The organism is Arthrobacter sp. efr-133-R2A-63 (genome assembly GCF_030209795.1).
In the GTDB taxonomy this organism is placed as follows: Bacteria; Actinomycetota; Actinomycetes; order Actinomycetales; family Micrococcaceae; genus Arthrobacter; species Arthrobacter bambusae_A.
This window is the reverse complement of record NZ_JARVRG010000010.1, coordinates 1-20495: the sequence shown is the minus strand read 5'-3', so window position 1 is coordinate 20495 and position 20495 is coordinate 1. Positions and strand designations below refer to the sequence as shown.

The window sequence follows — 20495 nt, the reverse complement described above, 5'->3', positions numbered from 1 at the left end:
CAAAGCTGAGGGATGGGTTGACCGATACGCCGGGTTCTGTCCTCCCGCGCCGTTGCCGGCGAAGGAGTGGCGACCATCCATCTACGAACGCCGTTGCCGACGCCCTCCAGCGGCCTACCCGGGCACTCGGGCGAGCAGCCCTCGATCGTGCCCTGTCTGGCCTTGCTCCGGGTGGGGTTTACCTAGCCTCCCTGGTCACCCAAGGAGCTGGTGGTCTCTTACACCACCGTTTCACCCTTACCTGCTGCCTGCCCGTGCTGGCACAAGCAGGCGCGGGCGGTCTGTTCTCTGTGGCACTGGCCTGCGGGTTACCCCGAGTGGGCGTTACCCACCACCCTGCCCTGTGGAGCCCGGACGTTCCTCGAGCCACTCACGTGGCGCGCGGCCGCCTGGTCAACCCATCCGCCGTCCAGTCTACCGGCGTCGGGCGCTCCGTATTTCCGGACGGCACTCCCGGGCTGCACGTCTGACAGATGGCCCGCTTAATGCAGCTAATATCGACTGGTGCTGATCCTGCTGCCGCCCTCCGAAGGCAAGACCCCCGCTGAGAAAGGCTCCGCCGTCGAATGGGAGTCCCTGAGCTTTCCCGAACTCAACAGCTACCGGGCCAAAGTGCTCGACGCGCTGGGCCTGGTCAGCGCGCATGAGGACGCCCTCGCCCTCCTGGGGGTGGGCGCCTCGTTGAAGGACGACGTCGAACGCAATACCCGGCTCCACGACGAACCCGCGGCCCCGGCCCACCAGGTGTATTCCGGGGTTCTCTACGACGCGCTCGGCTACAAGACCCTGACACCGGCGCAGCGCCGCAAAGCGGTCGAGTCGATCCTCGTAGTGTCCGCCCTGTGGGGCGCCATCGGCTTCGGCGACCGCGTGCCCGCCTACCGCTTGTCCATGGGAACGGCACTGCCCGACGTCGGGCGCCTCGCGTCGTTCTGGAAGCCGCAGCTCACGCAGGCCCTCGCCTCGCGCGTGGAGGGCGAACTGCTGGTGGATTGCCGGTCCAGCACTTATGCCGCGGCTTGGGCCCCGCCCGCCGCGCAGACGGTCTCCGTCAACGTCTTTTCCGAGTCCCATGGAAAGCGCACCGTAGTCAGTCACTTCGCCAAGCACACCCGCGGCGAACTGGCCAGGCACTTGTTAAGCCGTCGAGGCAAGGCGCCCGGAACGCCCGGACAGTTGCTTAAGGCCGCCTCGGAAAAATGGACGGCGGAGTTGACGGAAGGCACGGCGCGCAAGCCGCACACCCTCAGCATCATCCTCCCCAACTAGCTAGCAGTAAGTGTCGTTTTGACGCCTGAAAACGACATTAACTGCGAGTCAGTCGGGCGGACCGGTCAGTTGGGTGCGGAACAGGCGGTTAGTTCCATTCGGCGGAGCGCACCAGGATGCAGCCGGAATCGGGACAGAACACGATCTCGTCCTCGGCCGCAGCCTTGACCTCGGCAAGGTCGCCGGGGCTGAGGGTCATCCCCGAGCCTTCGGACTTCCCGTGGAAGAGCCTGGCGGCCCCCACGCCACGCTTGGCGAGGGTCTTTTCGTAAATGGCCACCATCCCGGCGTCGAGCCCTTCGGCGAAGCCGGACCGCTGGGCGCGCACGTCGGCCTCTTCGGCAACAATCTCGGCGATCGCGGCGTCCAGCTCGGCACGGATCCCGGAGAACGAGCCCTGGATGTCATCGACGATCTGCTGTTGCGCGGCTTGGCGCTCCCTGAGTCCGTCCAAGCGTTCCAGGATTTCCAGCTCGACATCCTCGAGGTCCGACCGGCGCTTGTTCAGTGACGCGATATCGCTTTGCAGCGCGACGAGGTCCTTGGAGAGCCCGGTGCCGCTGTTCAACCTGGCTTCATCCCGCTCAATGCGCCCGGCCACTTGCTCGACGTCGGCCTCTGACCTGCGGAGCTCGGCTTCGGCGTCGTGGACGGCAAGTTTCGCGGCCCCGAGCGCCCCGTTGGCCACGCTGAGGGCGTCCTGCAAATCGGTGATGCGGGGGTCCGTCTCCAACGTGCGGCGGTGGTTCGCCAAGGATTTGAGCTTCGCATCCAACCCCTGCAGTTCGAGCAATTTCAACTGTTCCGCCGGTGCTGCCTTGGCCACGCTTACCTCCGCTTGATCGTGCCGGGGTTGGTCTTCAGCCCCAGCCAGGCCTTGGGCCTGCTTGTCTCGACTCTATCGCGTAGCGTGCTCCCCCGGCTTAGCCGGGAGTCAGAATGAAGTCCCACGGATCGCTGTTGGTGGTTGCCACACGGATCTCGACGTCGTGGCCCTGGTCCGCGAGGACGTTGCCGAGCGCTTCGGCCGCGGCGGGAAGCCAGAGCCACTCGCTCGCGAAATGCGATACGTCAATGAGGTACGGCCTGCCCTCAACGGCGGCTTCGCGGGCCTCGGACGCCGGGTGGTGCCGCATATCCGCAGTAACGTAGATGTCCGCCTGGCTGGCGCGGACGGCGTCGAAGAGACTGTCGCCGGCACCCCCGCAGACGGCTACGCGGCGCACGAGCCCGTCCTTGTCTCCGGCGACCCGCACGCCTCCGGCCACGGAGGGCAGGATCTCGAACACCCGTGCGGCGAAATCTCCAAGCGTCATGAGTTCGGGCAGGTCCCCGACCCTGCCGATTCCCTCTTCCGGCAATCCATGGGCAGCAGGCGCCAGCGGAACCACGTTGTCCAGTCCGAAGGCGTCGGCGAGGACATCCGAAACGCCTCCGACGGCGGAGTCCCCGTTGGTGTGCACGGTCAGCAGACCGGTACCCGATTCAATAAGCCGATGGACCGCCAGGCCCTTGGCGCTCGTGGCAGCTACGGAGGTGACGCCTTTGAGCAGCAACGGGTGGTGCGCGACGAGGAGCTCGGCTCCCCATTCGATGGCCTCTTCAATCGCGGCGAGGGTCGGATCCACAGCGAACATGACCTTGGTGACGGTGGCGGTTGGCCGTCCGACCACCAGTCCGACCTCGTCCCATTCCTCGGCAAGCGATTCCGGCCAAAGCTCCTCCACTGCCAAGAGGACCTGACCGAGTGTTGGGCTACCTGGCGTCCCCGCCGCACCGTTCTCCGGTTCTTCGCCGGATCCTGTGTCTGCAACCGCGGTGTTCACAGCTTCCATGCATTACATTCTTGCGCATCCGGCGGCCAAGTCGCGCTTGCGGCCACCCGACGGCTTGAGATTGTTGCCACCGGCCGGGTCACTGCCGTCACAGTCCCGTAAGGTTGTGCGGGAATCATCCAGGACTCCCGGCCATTGAAGAGATCATGAAAACTTTTGTACTTGGCGGAGGCTGCTTCTGGTGCCTCGACGCCGTCTATCAGAAGACCAAGGGCGTCAGTTCCGTGGTTTCCGGCTACACGGGCGGGCACATCCGCAACCCTGACTATTACGATGTCTGCTCCGGGATGACAGGCCACGCGGAGGTCGTCGCCGTGACTTTCGACGAGGACATCATCCCGGCGGATATCATCCTGGACATGTTCTTCGCCCTGCACGATCCCACCACACTCAACCGCCAGGGATACGACGTCGGAACCCAGTACCGTTCCTCGATGTTCTACACCACCACGGAAGAAAAGATCCTCTTCGAAGAGGCCATCCTCCGGAACCAGGAACTGTGGTCCAAGCCGATTGTGACCGAGGTGAGCAGGCTGCCGGAGTTCTACGAAGCCGAGTCGATCCACCAGGACTATTACGCCAAGTTCCCCGAGCAGGGCTATTGCCAGGTCATCATCAACCCCAAGCTCGCCAAGGCCCGGAAATATTACTCTTCGTGGCTCCGCGCGTAGCAGCGTGTAGCACCGCTCGTTAGGCTGACCTCAGCAGTAGCTATTTCAGCGAATTCAGAGAATAGGCATGATTACATGGCACGGATCTACGACGACGTCACCCAGCTGATCGGCGGAACCCCCCTGGTCCGCTTGAACAGGCTCACCGAAGGCTTGGACGCCACGGTTGCCGTGAAGCTGGAGTTCTACAACCCCGCCAACAGCGTCAAGGACCGCATCGGCGTCGCCATCGTCGACGCCGCCGAGAAATCCGGTGCGCTGAAGCCGGGCGGCACCATCGTCGAAGGAACGTCGGGCAACACCGGCATCGCGCTGGCCCTGGTCGGCGCGGCGCGCGGTTACAAAGTCATCCTGACCATGCCGGAAACCATGTCCACCGAGCGCCGCGTCATGCTGCGCGCCTACGGTGCCGAGATTGTCCTGACCCCGGGCTCCGAAGGCATGCGCGGCGCGGTCGAGAAGGCACAGGAGATCGTCGCCAACACCGAGAACTCCATCTGGGCCCAGCAGTTCGCCAACGAGGCAAACCCGGCAATCCACCGCGCCACCACGGCCGAGGAAATCTGGGCAGACACCGAAGGCGGAGTGGACATCTTCGTCGGCGGCGTCGGCACGGGCGGCACCATCACCGGCGTCGGGCAGGTCCTGAAGGAGCGCAAGCCCGAAATCCAGATCGTGGCCGTTGAGCCCAAGGACTCTCCCATTCTGAACGGCGGCGCCGCCGGCCCGCACAAGATCCAGGGCCTCGGCGCAAACTTCATTCCGGAAATCCTGGACACCAACGTCTACGATGAGGTCCTCGACGCAACCCTCGAGGACTCCGTGGCCACCGCGCGTGCCCTCGGCACCAAGGAAGGCATCCTGGGCGGCATCTCGGCCGGTGCGGCCGTGTGGGGCGCGCTCGAGCTCGCGAAGCGTCCGGAGAACAAGGACAAGCTCATCGTGGCAATCGTTCCCGACTTCGGCGAACGTTACATCTCCACGGTGCTTTTTGACGACATTCGCGGCTGATTGCGGACCCCGCGCAACCGCTTTCTTTCATTTCCTGTAGAAAGGTCTTTGTGAGCTTCTTCGCAAGACTTATGGAGGACCTCGAGGCCGCCCGGTCACATGACCCGGCGGCCCGAGGTTCCTTTGAGAACTTTTTTGCCTACTCCGGCCTGCATGCCATCTGGGCCCACCGCCTGACGCACAAATTGTGGCAAAACCCCGAGCTGCGGTTCCCGGCACGGCTTATTTCCCAGCTTGCCCGGTTCCTGACCGGCATCGAGATCCACCCCGGCGCGACCATCGGCCGCAGGTTCTTCATTGACCACGGCATGGGGGTGGTCATCGGCGAGACCGCCGAGATCGGCGAAGACGTCATGATCTACCACGGTGTGACGCTGGGTGGACGTTCCTTGGCCAAGGTCAAGCGCCACCCCACCATCGGAGACCGCGTCACGATCGGGGCCGGGGCGAAGGTCCTCGGGCCCATCACCATCGGCGCCGACAGCGCCGTTGGCGCCAACGCCGTCGTGGTCAAGGACGCACCGCCTGAGTCGATCATCACCGGCGTTCCCGCAACATGGCGGCACCGTGATGCCAAGAGCGAAACCAAACCCGCCGTCGATCCCGCCGAGTACTACATCGAGTACCGGATCTAGCCGGAAAAGCGCTTGTAGGCGTTCCAGAAAACGTTGTCGAAGGCCCGGTCGGGAAGCACCCGGCGCAGGGCCAGGATGGTCCAGGCTCCCCTGCCCACCGGGTATCGGGTCCTGGGCCGGCGCGACGTTGCCGCGTGAAGGATAGCGCCCGCCACCACACGCGGGGGCGTTGACAGCGCGGTTCCCGATGTCGATGCCAAAGCGGCCGCCACGATCCGGGCCTGCTCGCGATATGGTCCATGTCCCGAAACCGTCAGCAGGCTCTCCCCCGCGATGGTTCCCCATTCCGTGTCCGTGCCGGCAGGCTCGATGATTGCCACATCAATGCCATGGGGTTTCAGTTCCAGGCGCAGGGAGTCGCTCATGCCCTCGACGGCGAACTTCGTTCCGTGGTACCAGGCGCCGAGGGGTTCGTACATTTTGCCGCCGATCGAGGAGACATTGATGATCCTGCCGGACCCCGCAGCCCGCATCGCGGGGATCACCAGCTGCGACATCCGGGCGAGACCGAAGACGTTGACTTCGAACTGGCGCCGGCCTTCGTCCAGCGGCACCTCTTCCAAGGAACCGTAGGACCCGTATCCGGCGTTGTTGACCAGCACGTCGATCCGTCCCTGCTCGGCCATGACGAGGTCCACGGCGGCCTTCATCGAGCCTTCCTCAGTGACGTCGAGGGACAACACCTTGATTCCGTGGGCCTTCAGCGGCTCCATTTTTTCGACCCGCCGCGCCCCCGCGTACACGACCATTCCTGCTTTGCTGAGCTTGATAGCGGCTTCGAAACCGATCCCGGTTGATGCACCGGTGACAAATGCGACGCGTTGCGGCATGGACTGCTCCTCGTGTTGCGTGTGGCGTTTTCTTTCCGGACCTGGCTACGGCAAAGGCCGGCGCCTCCACAGTATCGGGGAAGTGCCGGCCTTAGCCGTGAACCGAGCGGGGCCTGCCCCAATCTGTGGGGCAGCAGGGTCCTTAGTGGGTGTCGACTGCCGAGACCTCGGACTTGTCTTCGCCCCACAGGGTATGGAAGGTGCCTTCGCCGTCAACGCGGCCGTAGGTGTGCGCACCGAACAGGTCGCGCTGTCCCTGGATGACCGCTGCGGCGAGGCGCTTGCGGCGAAGCCCGTCGTAGTAGGCCAGCGAGGAGGAGAACACGGGAACCGGGATGCCCAGCTGGACGGCCGTGGCCACCACGCGGCGCCATGCCGGAAGCGCGCCGGCGATCGCCTTGGTGAAGGCCGGGGCGAACAGCAGGTTGGCGGGCTTCTCCTCGGCTGCGTAGGCGTTGGTGATTTCCTTGAGCAGCTCAGCGCGGATGATGCAGCCGCCGCGCCACAGCGAAGCGATTTCGTCGAGCTTGAGGTCCCAGCCGTATTCCTTCGCGGCCGAGGTCAGCATGTCCAGGCCCTGGGCGTAGGAAACCAGCTTGGAGGCGTAGAGCGCCTGGCGGACGTCCTCGACGAAGTTCTCCGGGATTTCGACGGCGATTTCCTCGCCGGCGAGCAGCTCCTGGCCGAGCTTGCGCTGCTCCGCCTGGGAAGACAGCGCTCGTGCGAAGACGGACTCTGCGATACCCGAAACCGGGGAACCGAGTTCGAGGGCGGAGATGACCGTCCAGCGGCCGGTGCCCTTCTGGCCGGCAGCGTCCACGACGACGTCGACGAACGGCTTGCCCGTCTTGGCGTCGACGTGGCCCAGGACCTCTGCGGAGATTTCGATCAGGAAGGAAGCGAGTTCGCCCTTGTTCCATTCGGTGAAGATCCTGGACTGCTCGGCCGGCTCGATGCCGGCGCCGGAGCGGAGGAGATCGAAGGCTTCGCCGATGACCTGCATGTCGGCGTATTCGATGCCGTTGTGGACCATCTTGACGAAGTGGCCGGCGCCGTCGGTGCCTATCCAGGCGCAGCACGGCTTGCCGTCAACCTTGGCGGAGATCTTTTCGAGCAGCGGGCCCAGGGCGTCGTAGGACTCCTTGGAACCGCCGGGCATGATGGAGGGGCCGTTGAGGGCGCCCTCTTCGCCCCCGGATACGCCGACGCCCACGAAGTGCAGGTCCTTCTCGGCCAGCGCGGATTCGCGGCGGCGGGTGTCCTCGTAGTGCGAGTTGCCGGCGTCGATCACGATGTCACCGGGTTCCAGCAAGGGAACGAGCTGGTCGATGACGGCGTCAACCGGCTTGCCGGCCTTCACCATGATCAGGACACGCCGGGGCTTCTCGAGGGAGTCCACGAGTTCCTGGAGGGTTTCCGTGCGGATGAAGTTGCCGTCCGTGCCGTGCTTGGCCAGCAGGGCGTCGGTCTTTTCGACGGAGCGGTTGTGCAGGGCAACGGTGAAGCCGTTGCGGGCCAGGTTGCGGGCCAGATTGGCGCCCATCACCGCGAGGCCGGTGACACCGATGTGTGCTGACATCAAAACTCCAATTCATTCTTGTGCATCGAGTCCTGCTAGGAGCGAGGAAACGCTTTCTAGAGCAGTAGCTGGAATAAACCATACGTATTCGGACCACGTCTGGGAAAGTTGAGCCCACGTTTTGGAAACGTCCGCGTCACAAAAGAGTCTATGTTGCTGGCCCGCGCTGTGGGGAGTTCCCCGGGCCCGGGCTTCCGCTGGCGGAGTGCCCGCCGCCACTATGCTTACGACTATGTCAACCAGTCTCCACTACCGCGCTGTCGAGCATCTGGGTACCCGGATCGTCGGCGGTAAGCTCCCCACCGGCCACGTCATGCTGGCTGAGCACCTTGAGGAGGAGCTCAAGGTGTCACGCTCGGTGGTGCGGGAAGCCGTCAGGGTATTGCAGTCTTTGGGTCTGGTGGAAACCATCAAGCGTGTCGGCATCCGGGTCCTCCCCGCGGACCGCTGGAATCCCTTCGATCCGCTGGTGATCCGCTGGCGGCTGGCCGGAGAAGGGCGTGGCGCACAGTTGCGCTCCCTCGCCGAACTCCGCTCCGCCGTCGAGCCCGTGGCCGCGGAACTGGCCGCGGAAAACGCTCCGGAGTCCCTGCGCAGCGAGCTGTTGGACATTTCCGTGGCCATGCGTGATGCGGGCCGCGCGGGCGACATGCCCACCTTCCTGGACCTCGACATCCGCTTTCACGCCCTGGTGCTCTCCGGTTCCGGCAATGAAATGTTCGCGAACCTGATCGGCCAGGTCACCGAGACCCTCACCGGCCGGACCGTTCACGGGCTCATGCCCGAACATCCGAAGGAAGCGGCCCTGCAATGGCATCTGGATGTTGCCCAGGGCATCCGGGACGGAGACGGCGACAAGGCCCGCGAGGCCTCCTCCAACATCATGCGGGAGACCATCGCGGACCTGTCACCGGGCTGGGAAGGCCAGCCACGGGTGTTCGTTCCAGTCGAGCGGCGCTGACGGCTGAACGTCGGCGCCGCCCGGGAACCTAGGCCACAGGCTGGAAGTTCAGGAGGACTTTCCCCGATTCGGCCGAGTTCCTGGCCACTTCGAAGGCCTCCAGTCCCCGGTCCAGCGTGAATTCGTGGGTGACCACCGGATCAACGTAGAGCGAACCGTCCGCGAGCGCCGCAATGACCTCGTCGATCTCGTCGTTGAAACGGAAGGATCCGAGCAGTTCGAGCTCGCGGGTGATGGCCAGCGAAATGAAGACCGGCTGCGGTCCGGAGGGCAGCAACCCGACCATGACCACCTTCCCGCCGCGTACCGCACCCTTGATGGCCGAGGCCAGTCCGAAGTGGCTGCCGGAGGACTCGATGACGACGTCGGCCTCCACTGCGGCGATGGCTTCCGCATCGTCGCCCTTGAGGACCTCGTCCGCGCCCACCGCACGCGCGATCTCAAGAGGCTTGTCATGCATGTCGACGGCCACGATCCGGGTTGCACCCGCGCGCTTGAGGACGGCAACTGCCAGCGCGCCGATCGGACCACTTCCGATCACCAAGGCTGTCTTGCCGGCCACGTCCCCTGCGCGGGCGACGGCATGCCAGGCAACGCTGGCCGGCTCCACAAGCGCCGCCGTGCGCAAGTCCAGCGTGGCCGGAAGCGCCCGGAGCATGCGGGAGGGCAAGGTGGCGTAGCGGCTGAAGGCTCCGTCCGTGTGCGGGTACCGTGCGGCACTTCCGAGGTAGGTGCAGCCCGGGGAGAGGTTCGGCCGGTCTTCCGGGTACTTGGCGGCACCCGGGGCCGGAGTCGCCGGGTGCACCGCGACGGCGGTTCCGGCCGCCGGTCCGCTGCCATCGGCGGCCTGCTGGACGACTGTGCCGACGATTTCGTGGCCCAGGACCATCGGGGCCTTGAGGATTGACTCCCCCGCGGCGCCGTGGAGCCAGTAGTGCAGGTCCGAGCCGCAGATGCCGCCGTAGGCGATCTCGACGACGGCCTGGTCAGGGGTGGGAACAACGAGGGCTATGTCCTCGATGCGAAGGTCGCCGGCGGCGTGGGCCACCACCGCGGGTGAAGACTGGGGAAGCTGGAAATCGCTCATTAGACGACCACCGTCATTCCGCCGTCGACAAAGATCGTCTGGCCGTTGACGAAGTTCGATGCCTCCGAGGCAAGCCATACCGCCGGACCGGCGAGATCCGCCACGGTGCCCCATCGGTGGGCCGGCGTCCGGCCAAGGATCCAGGAGTTGAAGTCGGGATCGTCCACGAGGTTCTGGGTCATCTCGGTGTGGATGTAGCCCGGTGCGATGCCGTTGATCTGAAGGCCGGAGGCCGCCCACTCGGCCGTCATGGCGCGTGTCAGGTTGCGCAGGCCGCCCTTGGCAGCGACATAGGGGGCGATCGTGGGGCGTGCCAGGTCGGTCTGCACCGAGCAGATGTTGATGATCTTGCCGCGGCCCCGCGGGATCATGTGGCGGGCGGCTTCGCGTCCTACGAGGAAGGCGCTGGTCAGGTCGGTGGTGATGACCCGCTCCCAGTCCTTCACATCCAGGTCCAGCATCGGCACGCGGTGCTGGATTCCCGCATTGTTGACGAGGATATCGAGCGGGCCGACGTTCTCCTCGACCCAGGCGATACCCCGGGCCGCTTCGGTGTCGCTCGTGACGTCGAACGCACAGCTATGGATGCGCCCGGGCCCGAAGTCCGCCGCCATCGCGGCTTCCGCGTCCTTGAGCCGTTCCGTGTTGATGCCGTTGAGGACAACGGTGGCACCGGCGTCGGCCAATCCGCGGGCCAGCGCGTTGCCGATGCCGCGGCTGGATCCTGTAACGAGCGCAACGCGCCCGGTGAGATCGAAGAGTCCACTCATGGTTGTTTCCTTACTTAGTTCGAAGGGCTTAGGGAGGAGTCGCTGAGGTTGGCGATGGCCTGGCGGACAACTGCGAGGTCCTGGTCGCCAAGTCCCTGATCGATCAGTTCGCGGTAGAGTTCGACGCCGGCTGTCGCCATCGGGACGGCGGCGCCGGCCGCTTCAGCACTTTGGAGGACGAACATGAGGTCCTTGTGCATGAACTTCGCGGGACCTGTGGGCGCGTAATCCTTGGCTGCGAGGCGCGGGCCGACAAACTCGAGGACCCGGCTTCCGGCGAGTCCGCCGGCCAGGACCTCGAAGAGGGCAGAAGCAGCCATGCCCGAGCGCTCGGCGAGTTCAGCGGCTTCCGCGAGCGCCGCCGTCGTGGTCCCGACGATCAATTGGTTACAGGCCTTCGCGAGCGAACCGGCGCCCAGCTTGCCCATCCGGCGGACAGTGGTTCCCATGGATTGGAGGAGGGGCAGCGATCGCTGGAAGTCTTCTTCGGTGGCTCCGACCATGATGGCGAGCGTGCCGTCCTGCGCGCCTTTGGTGCCCCCGCTGACCGGGGCATCGACGACGACGGCGTTCCCGGCACTTGCGCTACGGACCGTCCGGCCGAATTCCTGCACGGCGGTCGGGGACACGCTGCTCATGATGACGATCGTGGTTCCGGGAAGCGGTGCGTCCGAGCGCCAGGAGTCGAGGAGCGGCGCGGCGGCATCCTGGATGTAGGAGAGATCCGGGAGCATGAAAATAATGACGGGTTGGTCACGGAGCCCGGCAACCGACTCCGAACGCGTTCCGCCGAGCTTCTCCAATTCGGCGAGCGCTTCGGAGGAGCGGTTCCACGCAGTGACCTCCCAGCCGTTGCCGAGCAGATTGGCGGCCATGGGGAAACCCATGAGCCCTAGCCCCACAAAACCTGCGGTCTTGGCGGTCATCTTTGGCGTACACCTCACTTCTTTGTGGTTCATCTTTCAAAAACTGTTCAATATCCTAGCCTCAATTCAGTATGATGAACACCATGACGACTGATGAACTCACCATCGCGATCGCTGTCCCGCTCGAAGCTGAGCATGTGGAGCGAATCCGCGCCGTAGATCCGGGCATTACGGTGCTCTACGAACCCGAACTGCTTCCTCCGGAACGCTTCCCGGCCGACCATTCAGGCGATCCGGACTTCAAGCGGACTCCCGAACAAGAGGAACGCTACTGGTCGATGTTGAACAAGGCCCAGATCCTCTACGGCTTCCCCAACGAGAATCCGGCCGGCCTGGCACGCATCGCGCAAAGCAACCCGCACCTGCAGTGGATCCACGCCATGGCCGCAGGTGCCGGTGGCGCCGTGAAGGCTTCCGGCCTCGACAGCGAGACCCTGCAGAAGTTCAAGGTCACCACGTCCGCAGGCGTGCATGCGCTTCCGCTGGCTGAATTCGCGGCCCTGGGCATCCTCAACGGGTTCAAGCGCAGCGGGGAACTTGCCCAGGACCAGGCTGCGAAGGTCTGGCCCGAGCTGCGCACCCCCACCAAACTTGTGAACGGCTCCAAGCTGGTCATCACGGGCCTCGGCGAAATCGGCCTCGAGACCGCCCGCATCGCCCGCGCCCTTGGAATGAAGGTGAGCGGAACCAAGCGGAACATCGAAGCGATCGAAGGAATCGACGAGGTCGCGGACAACGATGGCCTGCCGGGCCTCCTGGCCAGCGCCGACGCCGTCGTCAACACGCTCCCCGGCACGCCCTACACGGAGAAACTCTTCAACCACGACGTCTTCTCGGCGATGAAGCCCGGCACGGTTTTCGTCAACGTTGGGCGTGGAACCGTGGTTGACGAAGAGGCGCTCCTCGAAGCCCTGGACAACGGCCAGGTGTCCTACGCCTGCCTGGACGTCTTCGCCGTCGAGCCGCTCCCCCAGGACAGCCCGCTGTGGAACCACCCGAAGGTCATGGTCTCCCCGCACACGTCGGCGCTCAGCGCTGCGGAAAACCGGCTCATCGCTGAGCGCTTCGCCAGCAACTTGCGCACGTTCCTCGACGGCGGGGAGCTCCCCCACCTTGTGGACACGGTGCACTTCTACTAAACCGCCGACTTTCCCAGCTCCATCCAAGCGGCCCCTCCGGTATTCCGGAGGGGCCGCTTTGCCGTGTGTGGCGGGCTCGCCGGCCGGCGTGGGTTTGCTGGCGGGGCGGGGCACGAAAAAGCGGCGGCCCCTTCCGAACTTCGGAGGGGACCGCCGCTGCGTACGTCAGGTACGGGGATCCTTACTTCGCGTCCTCCAGGGAAAGGAGGTCACGGCCGGCAGTTTCCGGGGTGAAGAACGTGGTGACGTATGAAATCAGGGCCAGCACCAGCGAGTAGACCGCCAGAACCACCCAGGAGTTGCCCGTCGCGGCAAGCAGGATGGCACCGAAGACGGGAACCAAGCCGCCGGCCAGAACGGCAGACAGTTCACGGCTCAAAGCCACGCCGGTGAAGCGATACTGCGAACCGAACAATTCCGGCAGCAGCGGGCACTGTGGGCCAAGCATGGACTGCACACCGAGGGCGATACCAACCACCATGACGGCCCACACAAGGGTGACGTTGCCAAGAGTCACGAGGTAGAAAGCAGGAATAGCGAAGACAGCCTGGAACAGGGCTCCGTAGCGGTACACCTTCACTCGCCCAATCCGGTCCGACAAGGCGCCGAACGTCACCACCATGACGGCGGCGAATCCTGCTGCGATCAGCAGGCCGACCGGGCCAATGAACTTGTCGCCCGGAAAGACGCCTTCCTTGACGGAAATGAAGGAGATGAGAAGCGTTCCGTAGATGGACGAGTTGCCGTTTTCGCCCATGCGGAGGCCGATGCCGATCAACACGTTCTTCTTGGAGTGCCTCAGAAGTTCGCCAACGGGGTTCTTCACCACATTCTTGTGCTTCTCCAGCTCCTGGAACACAGGGGTCTCCTTCAGCCTCAGACGGATGAAGAGAGCCACGACGATCAGGACGAAGCTGGCAAGGAACGGAACACGCCACAGCCAGCCTTCAAGCACGCTTTTGTTGGCCATGCCAATCAGCGCGAAGGTACCGGCACCAAGGAGGGTTCCGAGCTGGATGCCGACGAAGGGCAGCGAAGCGAAATAACCACGGCGCTTGGGCGGAGCCACTTCGGAGATCAGGGTTGTTGCGCCCGCCTGCTCGGCTCCGGCGCCGAGGCCCTGGACGATACGAAGCGCCACGAGCAGGACGGCGCCAAGCATGCCCGCTTGATCGAACGTCGGGAGCAAGCCGATTGCGAAGCTTGCGAGGCCCATCATGCCGATGGTCATCAGGAGGACCATCTTGCGGCCGAAGCGGTCTCCGATGAATCCGAAGAGGACGCCACCGAAGGGGCGCGCCGCGAATCCGACGCCGTAGGTGGCGAACGACGCGATCAACGCGCCGCTGTCTCCCAAGGGCTTGAAGAACAGGGGCCCGAAGATCAGGGCCGAAGCCAGACCGTAAATGTAGAAGTCGTAGTACTCCAGAGCGGATCCTACGGAGCTGGCAAGTGTTGCCCTTCGCAGCTGTTCCGGCTCAACTACCGCGCCGTCCGTGTCAGCAAGCTTTGTCTTAGTACGAGTTGTCACAAGCACTCCCTCAAGAACACTCCAGACCCCCGTTGGCCTGGCGAGATAGTGTCAGCCGCCATGGCGTGAATCACTATATTGAACAGAGTACAGTACGTTGTACAAGTTTCAAGTGGTGTAATCAGATTTAATTATGACCTTGGCCGGGCGGCCAGATCGGTTAGCCCATCGGGTTGCCCAGCGAGTGGGCGAGCTCCTTGAGTTCCTTGACCATCAGGGCAGCCTGCTCCTCGGAAAAGGTGGCTTTCAGGGCCGTCACCGAGAGACCAAGGCTGGGGCCGTGTGCCCCGTGGGTCGGGACGGGCACGGCAAGGCAAACCACGCCGAGAGTGGATTCCTCGTCCTCCAAGGCGTAGCCCTGCTTGCGGATCGCAGCCACTTGGGCCTTGAGCTCAACGGCGCTCCGGAGGGACTTCGGGGTCATGACAGGGAGTTCCACGTCGTCCGGGAACATTGCTTCGATGTCATGATCGTGAAGCTGGGCCAGGAGGACCTTGCCGACGGCGCTCAGGGAAAGCGGCATTTTGTCGCCGATGTTCGACGTGAGCCGGACGGCCGGGTGCCCTTCGTAGCGCGCCAAGTAGATGATGTGATCGCCGTCGATCATCGCAATCCGCACTGTTTCGCCGGAGAGTGTTGGCGCCTGTTCGCAGAACTTGTAAAACTCCTGGACTTCGTCGAGCCGGCTCAGGTAGGCGGCACCAAGTTCAACCAGCTTCCGGCCGAGCGAAAACTCGGCACCTTCGCGGGTTATCAACCGGGCTTCCTCAAGGGCCATCAACAGGTTTGACGTGGAAGATTTCGGAATCCCCAGCTCCCTTGAAAGATCGCTGAGGGTCAGCCTGCCCGAAGGCGCCTCCGCCAAGGCATCCAGGACCGCGGCAGCGCGGGTCACGGCAGGCGCCGGCGAGGAGCTCCCCAATCCTTCGGCGGAACGGGGGGTGCGGGAATCGGCCATGATTCTCCTTCGCAATCGTGCGCCTGGCGCAGAGTGGGCGCGTGCCAAGCAGAAACGCTACCCTGGGGCAGCGGAACTCCGATCCGCGGCAATCACGCTTGTTCAATCCACTGAACAACCACCATCATAGTGGCTTGGTGCCGGGATGAGACTCGCCGGGCGGAGAATGGCTTCCTTTCCATATCCAGAAATTCTCTGTATATTCATCTATGAGCTCTCCACCGCGGCATCCCCCAATAGTCGCGGTGGAGAGCTTTTCCAATTCCCCGCAGGGGATCAGGCGCAAAGCTAGTCCTGCTGCCGCCAAGGAGTGAGCCGTGGCAGCCAACGCGGAACGTTGGCCCGGTAGTCCTCATACTCGGCGCCGAACTTGCGGGCAAGCGTCGGTTCCTCATACAGCCTAACGAAAGCCACCACGGGAACTGCGCCTAGCGCCGCCAGCCCGAACAGCCTTGGCTGTCCCAGCAAGAGGCCCTGTCCGGTGATCGCGGCGCCGATGCCCACGTAGATGGGGTTCCGCACGAACCTATAGAAACCGGTGACCACAAGGTTCTTCGGCGGCGCAAAGGGTGCCGGCGTGCCTATTCCTTCAAGGGCGAATCGCGCAAACGAATTGGTGATCACGGCCGCGCCGGCGCCGATCAACAGAACGCCTGCGCACTGGGCCGGCAATCCGCCGGGTACGGGCTGTTGCACTCTCCAACGGGTCACCATCCATGGCAACAGACCGGCGGCGGTAGCCGGGGCGACGGCAAACACCGCCGTACCGATTTTCGCCAGCCTCTTGTCGCGCGATGCATCTCCGGACGCTGTCATGCTGCCATTCTGAACCGGCAGACGACTGGCCACAACCATTGGGGCCCTAAGGCTCTGGAACAAATGAAAAGAGCCCCTGCGCTGCGTTTCCGCAGTTCAGGGGCTCTTCTTCTTGGTGGGTCCTACCGGGATCGAACCGATGACATCCACGGTGTAAACGTGGCGCTCTACCAGCTGAGCTAAAGACCCAAAACACTGATTTCGGCACCCTCGGCGCTTCAACCAACGAACATGTACTCTACCGGATCAATCGCCCGGAACACTAATCGGCTCGCTTGGACGGGAGCAGATCGGGAAGCTCAGCGGCAAGCCAGGCCAGCGCGCCGCTGACTCCTGCTTCCACTTTGAGATCCGCGAAACCGTCGCCGCGGGTCGGACCCCGATTGATGATCACTACCGGCTTGCCGAGTTTGGCTGCGTGCCGCACGAACCTCAGCCCGCTCATGACGGTCAACGAAGAACCCGCCACCAGCAGCGCCCCGGCTTCGTCCACCATGGAATAGGCGCGTTGCACCCGATCTTTGGGCACATTTTCACCGAAGTAGACGAAGTCGGGCTTGAGCGTTCCACCGCATACGGGACAGACAGCGACGACGAACGATCGAATGAGTTCGGGATCCTCCACCGAGGCATCGGCGTCCGGTGCCATTTCCACGACGCCGGAAGCCTGGGCGGCTTCGAGGAAGCCCGGATTGATTTCCTCAAGAATGGATGCCACGAGCCGCCGGGTGAAGACGTGCCCCTCGTCGAGGCAGATCACACGATCGTAGCGGCCATGCAGGTCCACCACATTGATGCTGCCGGCATCCTCATGCAGACGGTCCACATTCTGCGTGATGAGTCCCGTAAGCAGCCTGCGCCGCTCAAGGAGCGCGACGGCGGCATGCCCGGCGTTCGGGTCCGCGTGCCGGAGGTGGGACCATCCAAGGTGATTCCTCGCCCAGTAACGGCGCCGGTTCACAGGGCTTCCGATGAACTCCTGGAAGGTCATCGGATTCCGCGGTGCCGCTCCTGGGCCGCGATAGTCAGGTATGCCGGAGTCCGTGCTCAGGCCGGCTCCCGTCAAAACAGCAAGCCGCTTGCCCCCGAGAATCCCGGCGGCCTGGCCGAGAAGCTCCATCTCGCCTGGATCCAACTCAGCCGCGGGGGCCGGCGCAAGTATGGCGAAGCCAGTCATTCCGACGCCGGGCCGTGGGGCGCTCATCGACGCTAGGCCTGGCCGAGCGCGGACAATGCCTCGCGGTATTCCGCTAAGTCGCGTGCCTGGCCGCGCGGATTGACGACAACGTAGCGGACGATGCCCGCGGCATCAATGATGAATGTGCCCCGCAACGACATTCCGGTAGCGGCGTCAAACACGCCATACTTCTCGGCAACTTGTCCGTGCGGCCAGAAGTCCGCCAGGAGATCGAACTCGTAGCGTTCCTTGTCCGCGTACGCCCGCAAGGCGAACTTGCTGTCCACCGAAACTCCAAGGACAGTGGCGTTGGCGTGTTCGAAAATACCCAGATTGTCACGGATCTCACACAGCTCCCCGGTGCAGATTCCGGAGAAAGCGAACGGATAGAAGACCACCACCACGTTGCGGCCGCGGAGAGCAGACAAGCGAACCGGCTCCCCAAACTGGTTCACGAGCTCAAAATCCGGGGCCTCCTGACCCACAACGGGAACTCCCGGATGCAGTCCGGGAGGGCTCAACCTGGAGTGGGTCACTTGTTCTTCTTGCGTGCTACAAGCCGCGTGGCGCTCCAGTCCTTGGAGACGCCTGCGGAGGTGGTGCAATGCAAGCCGGCAGTGGGAGCCGCGTCCTGGATATCCGAGGGTGAGACGTAGTTGTCACGGCCCGATTTGGGAGTCAGTACCCAGACCACGCCACCTTCACCCAGGGTGGTCAGTGAATCCACCAGTGCGTCGACAAGGTCTCCATCACCATCGCGCCACCAGAAAATGACCGCATCCACTACCTCGTGATCGTCTTCGTCAAGCAGCTCGGAACCTGTGAGTTCCTCAATGTCTTCACGCAAATCGAAATCGACATCATCGTCGTAACCGAGTTCCTGAATTAGATCCCCATCTTTGAAACCCAATCTTTCCGCCACATTTACCGATGTGGCGGCGTCGGCCTCGCTCACGTTTCCTCCTCTTGAAGTGATTTCGATTACTACAAGCCAACACCCTTTGGGCGTGTGCTTCAAGCCATTGTCCCGCGTTCCACCATAATCCGCGCCCCGGCCACAGCTAAAGCCATGGCGACGATCGGCGCTGTAGCCATGGCTGCAGCTACAACTGCCTACGATGTAACAGCTTGAGTGTGACATACAACGCCTTCACGACCGCGCGGCTACGCATCGCGGCTCGTACAAAGCTACAGTGGCCATTGAAGACTTTGGCTGCAGGGCAACCGCCCGCCGCGAATAGCGCAGCTCAAGCTCAAGAGAACCTGCCCGGCGCACATGACCGGGCTGTTGTAACCGATATGTCGCACACGCCGCGTTCATGACGGGCAGTTACCCTGCCGGACCTGAGGCGACGATGAATGCGCCAAAAGAGAGGTTGGACGTGGCTGCAGGAGAAGAGACCTCACACATCCTTAGCGGGTTGACTTCCCAGCTGCCTGATCGTGATCCGGAAGAGACTGCCGAGTGGGTTGAGTCTTTGGATGCGTTGATCAGGGAGCAGGGCACGGAGCGGGCGCAGTTCATCATGCGCAGCCTGCTTCAGCGAGCGGGGTCCCAGTCGGTGGGGGTGCCGATGGTGACCACCACCGATTACGTGAACACGATCCCGGCGGACCAGGAAGCGGAATTCCCGGGCAACGAGGAGTTCGAGCGCCGGTACCGGGCGTACATGCGCTGGAACGCGGCCGTGATGGTGCACCGGGCGCAGCGGGCCGACATCGGGGTGGGCGGGCACATCTCCACCTATGCCGGGGCCGCGACCTTGTACGAGGTCGGCTTCAACCACTTCTTCCGTGGCAAGGACCACCCCTCCGGCGGGGACCAGGTCTTCTTCCAGGGACACGCGTCCCCGGGCATGTACGCCAGGGCGTTCATGGAAGGCCGGCTCTCGGAGGAGGACCTGGACGGGTTCCGGCAGGAAAAGTCCAAGCAGGGCCACGCGCTCTCCTCCTACCCGCACCCGCGCCTGATGCCCTCGTTCTGGGAATTCCCCACCGTGTCGATGGGCATCGGCCCGATGAACGCGATCTACCAGGCCCAGTCCAACCGCTACCTGCACGACCGCGGCCTCAAGGACACCTCCGATCAGCAGGTCTGGGCGTTCCTGGGCGACGGGGAAATGGACGAGCCTGAGTCCCGCGGCCTGCTCCAGCTCGCCGCGAACGAGAACCTGGACAACCTGAACTTCGTGATCAACTGCAACCTCCAGCGCCTGGACGGGCCGGTGAGGGGCAACGGGAAGATCATGCAGGAACTGGAGGCGTTCTTCCGCGGGGCGGGCTGGAACGTCATCAAGGTCGTCTGGGGCCGGGAATGGGACGACCTCCTGGCCAAAGACACCGACGGGTCCCTGGTGAAGATCATGAACGAAACCGTCGACGGGGACTACCAGACCTACAAGGCCGAATCCGGCGGGTTCGTCCGGGAACACTTCTTCGGGAAAACCCCGGCGACCAAGGACATGGTCGCGGACCTGGACGACAACCAGATCTGGAACCTCAAACGCGGCGGCCACGACTACCGCAAGGTCTACGCCGCGTACAAGGCCGCGGTCGAGTTCAAGGGCAAACCCACCGTGATCCTGGCCAAGACCGTCAAGGGCTACGGACTCGGACCCCACTTCGAGGGCCGCAACGCGACCCACCAAATGAAGAAACTCACCATGGAAGACCTCAAGGCCTTCCGTGACCACCTGCGCATCCCCATCACCGACGAGCAGCTCGACACCGATCTGTACCGTCCGCCGTACTACCACCCCGGCATGGACGCCCCGGAAATCCAGTACATGATGGACCGCCGCGCAGCGCTGGGCGGGCCCGTGCCCGAACGCCGCTCCGCCCATACCCCGGTGACCCTGCCCGAGGCCAAGTCCTACGAGGTCGCCAAGCGCGGCTCCGGCAAGCAGCAGGCCGCCACGACCATGGCTTTCGTGAGGCTCCTGAAGGACCTCATGCGGGACAAGAACTTCGGCAAACGCTTCGTCCCGGTCGTCCCGGACGAGTCGCGGACCTTCGGCATGGACGCGTTCTTCCCGACCGCGAAGATCTACAACCCCAAGGGCCAGAACTACCTCTCCGTGGACCGGGACCTCGTCCTGGCCTACAAGGAATCCCCCATGGGCCAGCTCATCCACCCCGGCATCAACGAAGCCGGCGCGGTCGCGGCCTTCACCGCCGCGGGCACCGCCTACGCCACCCACGGCGAACCCCTCGTGCCGATCTACGTGTTCTACTCCATGTTCGGCTTCCAACGCACCGGCGACGCGTTCTGGGCCGCCGCGGACCAAATGACCCGCGGCT

Annotated in this window: 20 protein-coding genes, 1 tRNA gene and 1 other RNA gene; 7 read left to right on the top strand and 15 right to left on the bottom strand. The window is 63.9% G+C overall.

The features are described from left to right. Positions 1 to 9: 9 nt before the first annotated feature. Positions 10 to 401, bottom strand: an RNA gene (gene rnpB, locus QRN45_RS05265) — RNase P RNA component class A. A gap of 103 nt (positions 402 to 504) precedes the next feature. Here rnpB and QRN45_RS05260 point away from each other — a divergent pair. Then, positions 505 to 1269 (top strand): YaaA family protein, encoded by a 765-nt coding sequence (locus tag QRN45_RS05260; RefSeq protein WP_284762574.1) that lies wholly within the window; start codon positions 505 to 507, stop codon positions 1267 to 1269. 88 nt (positions 1270 to 1357) lie between these two features. On the opposite strand, the gene QRN45_RS05255 is transcribed toward QRN45_RS05260, so the two are convergent. Both QRN45_RS05255 and QRN45_RS05250 read right to left on the bottom strand, forming a co-directional pair. Continuing rightward, a complete protein-coding gene (locus tag QRN45_RS05255) occupies positions 1358 to 2095 on the bottom strand; it encodes a zinc ribbon domain-containing protein (protein WP_284762573.1) in 738 nt (245 codons plus the stop codon). Positions 2096 to 2192: 97 nt separating this feature from the next. Continuing rightward, entirely contained in the window at positions 2193 to 3104 is a 912-nt protein-coding gene (locus QRN45_RS05250) for a Nif3-like dinuclear metal center hexameric protein (protein ID WP_241709843.1), read from the bottom strand. Between the two features lie 146 nt (positions 3105 to 3250). Here QRN45_RS05250 and msrA point away from each other — a divergent pair, with 146 nt between their 5' ends. The 3 genes from msrA to epsC all read left to right on the top strand — a co-directional run bounded on the left by msrA (position 3251) and on the right by epsC (position 5421). After that, positions 3251 to 3775, top strand: a complete 525-nt coding sequence (gene msrA, locus QRN45_RS05245; RefSeq protein ID WP_059387765.1) for a peptide-methionine (S)-S-oxide reductase MsrA — start codon at positions 3251 to 3253, stop codon at positions 3773 to 3775. A 75-nt stretch (positions 3776 to 3850) separates the two neighbouring features. Beyond that, complete coding sequence (gene cysK, locus QRN45_RS05240; RefSeq protein ID WP_078108644.1) at positions 3851 to 4786, top strand: cysteine synthase A; 936 nt, start codon at positions 3851 to 3853, stop codon at positions 4784 to 4786. A 50-nt stretch (positions 4787 to 4836) separates the two neighbouring features. Then, on the top strand, positions 4837 to 5421 hold the full coding sequence (gene epsC, locus QRN45_RS05235; RefSeq protein WP_078108643.1) for a serine O-acetyltransferase EpsC: 585 nt from the start codon (positions 4837 to 4839) through the stop codon (positions 5419 to 5421). Here epsC and QRN45_RS05230 read toward each other — a convergent pair. Then, complete coding sequence (locus tag QRN45_RS05230) at positions 5418 to 6251, bottom strand: oxidoreductase (RefSeq protein ID WP_241709841.1); 834 nt, start codon at positions 6249 to 6251, stop codon at positions 5418 to 5420. The genes epsC and QRN45_RS05230 overlap by 4 nt on opposite strands. 142 nt (positions 6252 to 6393) lie before the next feature. Continuing rightward, positions 6394 to 7830, bottom strand: a complete 1437-nt coding sequence (gnd, locus tag QRN45_RS05225; protein WP_284762572.1) for an NADP-dependent phosphogluconate dehydrogenase — start codon at positions 7828 to 7830, stop codon at positions 6394 to 6396. Positions 7831 to 8062: 232 nt separating this feature from the next. On the opposite strand from gnd, the gene QRN45_RS05220 reads away from it, so the two are divergent. Next, on the top strand, positions 8063 to 8791 hold the full coding sequence (locus tag QRN45_RS05220; RefSeq protein WP_284762571.1) for a FadR/GntR family transcriptional regulator: 729 nt from the start codon (positions 8063 to 8065) through the stop codon (positions 8789 to 8791). 28 nt (positions 8792 to 8819) lie between these two features. On the opposite strand, the gene QRN45_RS05215 is transcribed toward QRN45_RS05220, so the two are convergent. The 3 genes from QRN45_RS05215 to QRN45_RS05205 are packed head-to-tail and all read right to left on the bottom strand — an operon-like array spanning position 8820 to position 11574. Continuing rightward, entirely contained in the window at positions 8820 to 9878 is a 1059-nt protein-coding gene (locus QRN45_RS05215) for an L-idonate 5-dehydrogenase (RefSeq protein ID WP_078108639.1), read from the bottom strand. After that, positions 9878 to 10648, bottom strand: coding sequence for an SDR family oxidoreductase (locus tag QRN45_RS05210; protein ID WP_078108638.1), 771 nt, complete (start codon positions 10646 to 10648; stop codon positions 9878 to 9880). The genes QRN45_RS05215 and QRN45_RS05210 overlap by 1 nt, the downstream gene beginning before the upstream one ends. Before the next feature lie 14 nt (positions 10649 to 10662). Then, positions 10663 to 11574, bottom strand: a complete 912-nt coding sequence (locus QRN45_RS05205) for an NAD(P)-dependent oxidoreductase (RefSeq protein WP_284762570.1) — start codon at positions 11572 to 11574, stop codon at positions 10663 to 10665. A gap of 71 nt (positions 11575 to 11645) precedes the next feature. On the opposite strand from QRN45_RS05205, the gene QRN45_RS05200 reads away from it, so the two are divergent. After that, positions 11646 to 12713, top strand: a complete 1068-nt coding sequence (locus QRN45_RS05200) for a D-2-hydroxyacid dehydrogenase (RefSeq protein WP_284762569.1) — start codon at positions 11646 to 11648, stop codon at positions 12711 to 12713. Positions 12714 to 12894: 181 nt separating this feature from the next. Here QRN45_RS05200 and QRN45_RS05195 read toward each other — a convergent pair whose 3' ends face one another. The 7 genes from QRN45_RS05195 to QRN45_RS05165 all read right to left on the bottom strand — a co-directional run bounded on the left by QRN45_RS05195 (position 12895) and on the right by QRN45_RS05165 (position 18150). Then, positions 12895 to 14250, bottom strand: coding sequence for an MFS transporter (locus QRN45_RS05195; RefSeq protein ID WP_284762568.1), 1356 nt, complete (start codon positions 14248 to 14250; stop codon positions 12895 to 12897). A gap of 154 nt (positions 14251 to 14404) precedes the next feature. Continuing rightward, positions 14405 to 15202: an IclR family transcriptional regulator gene (locus QRN45_RS05190; protein WP_241709838.1), complete on the bottom strand. Its 798-nt coding sequence runs from the start codon at positions 15200 to 15202 to the stop codon at positions 14405 to 14407. 288 nt (positions 15203 to 15490) lie between these two features. After that, the gene (locus QRN45_RS05185; RefSeq protein WP_078108634.1) at positions 15491 to 16018 is read right to left on the bottom strand and encodes a methyltransferase family protein; all 528 of its coding nucleotides are present in this window, start codon (positions 16016 to 16018) and stop codon (positions 15491 to 15493) included. Between the two features lie 113 nt (positions 16019 to 16131). Then, positions 16132 to 16207, bottom strand: a tRNA-Val gene (locus QRN45_RS05180). A gap of 73 nt (positions 16208 to 16280) precedes the next feature. Continuing rightward, entirely contained in the window at positions 16281 to 17222 is a 942-nt protein-coding gene (locus QRN45_RS05175; RefSeq protein WP_284762567.1) for a Sir2 family NAD-dependent protein deacetylase, read from the bottom strand. A gap of 5 nt (positions 17223 to 17227) precedes the next feature. After that, entirely contained in the window at positions 17228 to 17716 is a 489-nt protein-coding gene (locus QRN45_RS05170) for a peroxiredoxin (RefSeq protein WP_139359746.1), read from the bottom strand. Between the two features lie 11 nt (positions 17717 to 17727). Next, the gene (locus QRN45_RS05165) at positions 17728 to 18150 is read right to left on the bottom strand and encodes a DUF3052 domain-containing protein (protein WP_078108631.1); all 423 of its coding nucleotides are present in this window, start codon (positions 18148 to 18150) and stop codon (positions 17728 to 17730) included. A gap of 400 nt (positions 18151 to 18550) precedes the next feature. Here QRN45_RS05165 and aceE point away from each other — a divergent pair. Further along, on the top strand, positions 18551 to 20495 hold a 1945-nt coding region (gene aceE / locus QRN45_RS05160; RefSeq protein ID WP_284762566.1), incomplete at its 3' end, for a pyruvate dehydrogenase (acetyl-transferring), homodimeric type.

What these genes read in the sequence shown, in the direction of transcription:
- QRN45_RS05250 (WP_241709843.1), bottom strand. Translation starts at nt 3,104, where the DNA reads ATGGAAGCTGTGAACACCGCGGTTGCAGACACAGGATCCGGCGAAGAA.
- msrA (WP_059387765.1), top strand. Translation starts at nt 3,251, where the DNA reads ATGAAAACTTTTGTACTTGGCGGAGGCTGCTTCTGGTGCCTCGACGCC.
- cysK (WP_078108644.1), top strand. Translation starts at nt 3,851, where the DNA reads ATGGCACGGATCTACGACGACGTCACCCAGCTGATCGGCGGAACCCCC.
- QRN45_RS05230 (WP_241709841.1), bottom strand. Translation starts at nt 6,251, where the DNA reads ATGCCGCAACGCGTCGCATTTGTCACCGGTGCATCAACCGGGATCGGT.
- gnd (WP_284762572.1), bottom strand. Translation starts at nt 7,830, where the DNA reads ATGTCAGCACACATCGGTGTCACCGGCCTCGCGGTGATGGGCGCCAAT.
- QRN45_RS05220 (WP_284762571.1), top strand. Translation starts at nt 8,063, where the DNA reads ATGTCAACCAGTCTCCACTACCGCGCTGTCGAGCATCTGGGTACCCGG.
- QRN45_RS05215 (WP_078108639.1), bottom strand. Translation starts at nt 9,878, where the DNA reads ATGAGCGATTTCCAGCTTCCCCAGTCTTCACCCGCGGTGGTGGCCCAC.
- QRN45_RS05210 (WP_078108638.1), bottom strand. Translation starts at nt 10,648, where the DNA reads ATGAGTGGACTCTTCGATCTCACCGGGCGCGTTGCGCTCGTTACAGGA.
- QRN45_RS05205 (WP_284762570.1), bottom strand. Translation starts at nt 11,574, where the DNA reads ATGACCGCCAAGACCGCAGGTTTTGTGGGGCTAGGGCTCATGGGTTTC.
- QRN45_RS05200 (WP_284762569.1), top strand. Translation starts at nt 11,646, where the DNA reads ATGATGAACACCATGACGACTGATGAACTCACCATCGCGATCGCTGTC.
- QRN45_RS05190 (WP_241709838.1), bottom strand. Translation starts at nt 15,202, where the DNA reads ATGGCCGATTCCCGCACCCCCCGTTCCGCCGAAGGATTGGGGAGCTCC.
- QRN45_RS05185 (WP_078108634.1), bottom strand. Translation starts at nt 16,018, where the DNA reads ATGACAGCGTCCGGAGATGCATCGCGCGACAAGAGGCTGGCGAAAATC.
- QRN45_RS05175 (WP_284762567.1), bottom strand. Translation starts at nt 17,222, where the DNA reads ATGAGCGCCCCACGGCCCGGCGTCGGAATGACTGGCTTCGCCATACTT.